Genomic DNA, 4,699 nt, shown 5'->3' with positions numbered 1-4,699 from the left:
TGAGTAACATTCGATCGGGTTACTCGATCGACCTCATCTTCATCGATCGACCAATCGGATGATTCGGTAATAAAGATAGTAACTTTCATTGTCAATGATGATTTTGTCAGCAAATGCGGTGGTGCTGAATTTAGGAATTATTGATTCTAGAGACGATGCCCGAACTTGAAGGTAGGGGCACGGAGCGCACATCAGCACCGCCTGATTCTGGAGATTTTTGAGAGCTTCTTCACAAGTTCCCCAAATTGTTGGTCTAGAATTGAAGATATTGAAAATCTGCCTGTCGCCATTAGAGGATTGGATTATGCTCGGTACCGCCCCCAGCTTGATGACCGAACCAGCTCGCGATCGAGCATTTATTCTATGGTTTGATGAAGTTGGCATCAACGATCTCCCGCTGGTGGGCGGTAAAAACGCTTCTCTGGGCGAAATGATCGGGCAACTCGCGTCCAAGGGCGTGCGGGTGCCCAATGGGTTTGCGACCACTGCGGCTGCTTACCGCTATTTTATCGCCCAAGCAGGTTTGGAGCCGAAACTGCACCGGATTTTTGCAGACTTGGATGTAGACGATCTGCAAAATCTGCGGCAGCGCGGCGAACAGGCTCGCTCGTTGATGTTGAATACGCCGTTCCCGCCAGAATTAGAACTGGAGATCGCCACAGCTTATACTAAACTCTGCACTCTGTACGGTGGTGCTGGCGCAGATTGCGATCTGCTTGCGCCGATTCATCCCGATCTAGTCGCAAATTGTTTGCACAATACGGATGTGGCCGTGCGATCGAGTGCTACTGCCGAAGATTTACCCGATGCGAGTTTTGCCGGACAACAGGAAACTTATTTGAACATCCACGGGGTCAAGCAGGTGCTGGAAGCGTGTCGTAAATGCTTTGCTTCGATTTTTACCGATCGCGCGATTTCTTACCGGACAACGAGGGGATTCGACCATCTAAATGTCTATCTTTCCATTGGTGTCCAGAAGATGGTGCGTTCCGATTTAGCCGCTGCGGGCGTGATGTTCTCGATCGATCCCGAAACCGGATTTAGAAATGCGGCTTCCATCTGTGCGGCTTATGGGTTGGGTGAAAATGTCGTCCAGGGTGCGGTAAATCCTGATGAATTTTTGGTATTCAAACCGACACTCACCGATGGTTTCCGCCCGATTCTCCAAAAACGATTGGGGAGTAAAGCGATTAAAATGGTTTACGATGTGGGCGGATCGAAATTAACTAAAAACGTCCCCGTAATTGCAGCAGATCGCGATCGATTTGCGATCTCGGATGATGAAATTCTTATGCTGGCGCGGTGGGCGGTCATTATCGAAGATCACTATTCCGCAGTTCGGGGCATATATACGCCCATGGATATTGAATGGGCAAAAGATGGTGAAACCGGAGAGCTGTTCATCGTTCAAGCGCGTCCCGAAACAGTCCAGTCCCAGAAATCCGCCCATAGCCTCTGCCGCTATCGCTTCACATCACCCCACGCATCGACGATTCCAGCCTTAACCATCGGGAGTGCCGTCGGCGAACGCATCGGGCAAGGGCAAGCACGAGTGATTTTTGATGTCCATCAAATCGCCGAATTCCAGCCGGGAGAAGTATTGGTAACGGATAAAACCGATCCAGACTGGGAGCCGATTATGAAAAAGGCGGGCGCGATCGTTACCAACCAGGGCGGGCGCACCTGTCACGCCGCAATTATTGCTAGAGAAATGGGGATTCCCGCGATCGTCGGTTGTAGTGATGCGACAAAGGCGATCGCCACAGGGCAAGCTGTGACTGTTTCCTGTGCCGAAGGTGACATCGGGCGGGTCTATGCTGGCTTGCTGCCATTTGAAGTTATCGAGACGGAATTGAGCCAGTTACCGCCTACCCACACCCAAATTCTGATGAATGTCGGCAACCCCGCTGAAGCTTTGGGACTGTCGGCGATTCCTTGCGATGGTGTCGGTTTAGCGCGGTTGGAGTTTATTATTGCCAACCAGATTAAGGTGCATCCTTTGGGGTTACTCAACTTCGATCTGTTGACAGATGCGAATGTGAAGCGGGAGATTGCCAAACTGACGTTATGTTATGCTCACAAGCCGGATTTCTTTGTCGATAAACTCGCTCATGGAGTCGCCACGATCGCTGCCGCCTTCTATCCTCGTCCCGTCATCGTGCGGATGTCGGATTTCAAGAGCAATGAGTACGCCAATCTCCTCGGCGGTCGTCAATTTGAACCCCATGAAGAAAACCCGATGATTGGCTGGCGGGGAGCTTCGCGCTACTACGATCCCACCTATCGTGCCGCCTTTGCACTGGAATGCCAAGCACTGATACGAGTGCGGGAAGAAATGGGGCTGATGAATATCATTCCCATGATTCCGTTTTGTCGAACGCCAGCCGAAGGCCGCCAGGTCTTGGCAGAAATGGCTGAAAACGGCTTAGAACGCGGAAATGATTTAGCAGTCTATATGATGTGCGAAGTGCCGAGCAACGTCATCCTGGCTGCCGAATTTTGCCAAATCTTCGATGGTTTCTCGATCGGCTCGAACGATTTAACTCAGCTCACCTTAGGACTCGATCGCGATTCTGCGCTAGTCGCCCATATCTTCGACGAACGCAATGCAGCAGTGATGGCAATGGTGAAAATGGCGATCTCCACAGTCAAAGCCCACGGACGCAAGATCGGCATCTGCGGCCAAGCTCCCAGTGACTATCCAGAATTCGCCCGCTTTTTGGTAGAGCAAGGCATCGATTCGATTAGTCTCAATCCCGATTCGGTAATTAAAACCCGTCTAGAAATCGCGAAGGTGGAAGCTCGTTTGAAAGAGGTTATGGGCTAAAAATGGTGAAACCTATGATGTGATTTTGACACGGTAGGTCAAGATTACTTAAAGGATGTTTGAAAAGCATACTTTTCAAACATCCTCTTAGAGAATGTCTGAGAAGTCTGATTGCTAAGTTCAAGCCCTAGAAGATCCCCCTAAATCCCCCTTAAAAAGGGGGACTAAGAGTCCGGTTCCCCCTTTTTCAAGGGGGGTTAGGGGGGATCTACCCACTAAAAACGAAGCAATTATAATTTTCAAACATCCTCTTAGCGAGCACCTTCACCATTCCAGATAACTTTGGCATTTTTATCGATATAGATACTTTTACCATTGAGCTTGACGATCGCCAAGCCAAACTTAAAGTCCTCAACTTCTTCATATTGGGGACGAATAAATTGTTTGCCATTTCGATCGATATAGCCCCATTTTTCGCCGATTTTGACCCGGGCGGTACCTTCAAAAAAGGATTGAGCTTCATCAAACTGAAGTGCGATTGCTTGTTTGCCACTTTTATCGATGTACCCATATTTATTATCGATCGAGACCCAAGTTAGATCTTGGTCGTAAAAAGCAGTTGCGCTACTAAATTTGAGCGGAATTACTTCTTTGCCAGTTCGATCGATAAATCCATATTTGTCTTGGCGTTTGACTAATGCTAGTTTTTGCTCCTTGCTACTAAATGTTTCTGCTTCATCGTACTTGATGGGAATTACTACTTTACCAGTTCGATCGATAAATCCATATTTTTCATTGAGTTTGACTTGGGCGATACCATTGTCAAAATAATAAGCTTCGTCATATTTAACTGGAATCGCTTGCTTGCCAGCAAGGTTAACAAATCCATATTTAGTGCCGATTTTTACCTTACCCAATCCTTCATAAAAAGAACCAGCTTCATCATAGATAAATTTGGTCATTTGTCCGGTAGCAGAATTGATATAACCCCATTTACCGTTCTTTTGAACGGGAGTCAGGCTAGCATCTTCGGATAGACTAATCAGATAAGCTGAGGGTAATGTTGCTACTGTTGCAGTCACAGCATGTAAATTTGTGCCTACATAAATACTCGCAATCGCGATCGAGGTAACTAGGGAAATTGGGGTAAGTTTCATGGGTCTTTAGTCTAAGATCGAAATGCTCGAATCTATCGTACCTTAGATCGAGCTATTTGAGTTGATTTTTTATAACGCTAATATCTTAGTTACCAACGATCGAGAGCCACAGAGTTACTAGCAGACAAATACTAGCTAGATGTTGAGGAAGTGTCGATCGAATCGATCGTTTAGCGATTTTTTGAGTCAGAAAAAATGTCGTTATTAAAGCTACAATTAGCGTCATTCCTTGGAGAAAAGCAATTACGGCTGAATCAGCGATAAAGCTGGGTAAATTATTACTAGCTTGTCCGAATGTGGCAAAGGCGATCGGGATAACTTGGCCGCCTTCTGTTAAACCCAATTTAAAATAGTGTGCTAAAGTTCCACCTAAAACTAAAGGTAAATAGCCATAAGCCATCGTGATGAATGGTAAAGGCTTGCAGATTTTCAAGGAGATAAATTCCAATTTACCAAGCTCATACAGTCCTTGCATGGTGGCATAGGCTAATAGTGGTATCACTGCGGGGATGGTAATTGCCGCGATCGAGAATCCCAAATGTGGTAAGAATTGCGTTAAATCTATGTGTAATTCTAATAGTTGGTTAATTTTCGGCAATCGATGCAGATAAATACCACCTAATAACAGCAATAATAATGCTACTTCATATCCATGTGGTACGTGCGTCGTCCACAGTTCGATACCTGGGGGACGAAGATTGAGTTCTACCGATCGATGGGGACAAGCTTTGAGACAAGTCATGCAGAGTACGCAATCTTTATTGTCGGTTAATTG

General features: G+C 46.6%; 2 protein-coding genes and 1 pseudogene. 1 reads left to right on the top strand and 2 read right to left on the bottom strand.

The window, feature by feature from the left end:
* Positions 1–304 precede the first annotated feature (304 nt).
* Positions 305–2,827: a phosphoenolpyruvate synthase gene (gene ppsA / locus RMO84_RS08230; protein WP_310487981.1), complete on the top strand. Its 2,523-nt coding sequence runs from the start codon at positions 305–307 to the stop codon at positions 2,825–2,827.
* Between the two features lie 251 nt (positions 2,828–3,078).
* Here ppsA and RMO84_RS08225 read toward each other — a convergent pair whose 3' ends face one another.
* Complete coding sequence (locus RMO84_RS08225) at positions 3,079–3,924, bottom strand: WG repeat-containing protein (RefSeq protein WP_310487980.1); 846 nt, start codon at positions 3,922–3,924, stop codon at positions 3,079–3,081.
* 85 nt (positions 3,925–4,009) lie between these two features.
* A pseudogene (locus RMO84_RS08220) lies at positions 4,010–4,699 on the bottom strand (AAA family ATPase); the annotation flags it as partial.

The sequence above is a fragment of the Chamaesiphon sp. VAR_69_metabat_338 genome (assembly GCF_031423935.1).
GTDB lineage: Bacteria > Cyanobacteriota > Cyanobacteriia > Cyanobacteriales > Chamaesiphonaceae > Chamaesiphon.
This window is presented reverse-complemented; position numbering and strand designations above follow the sequence as displayed.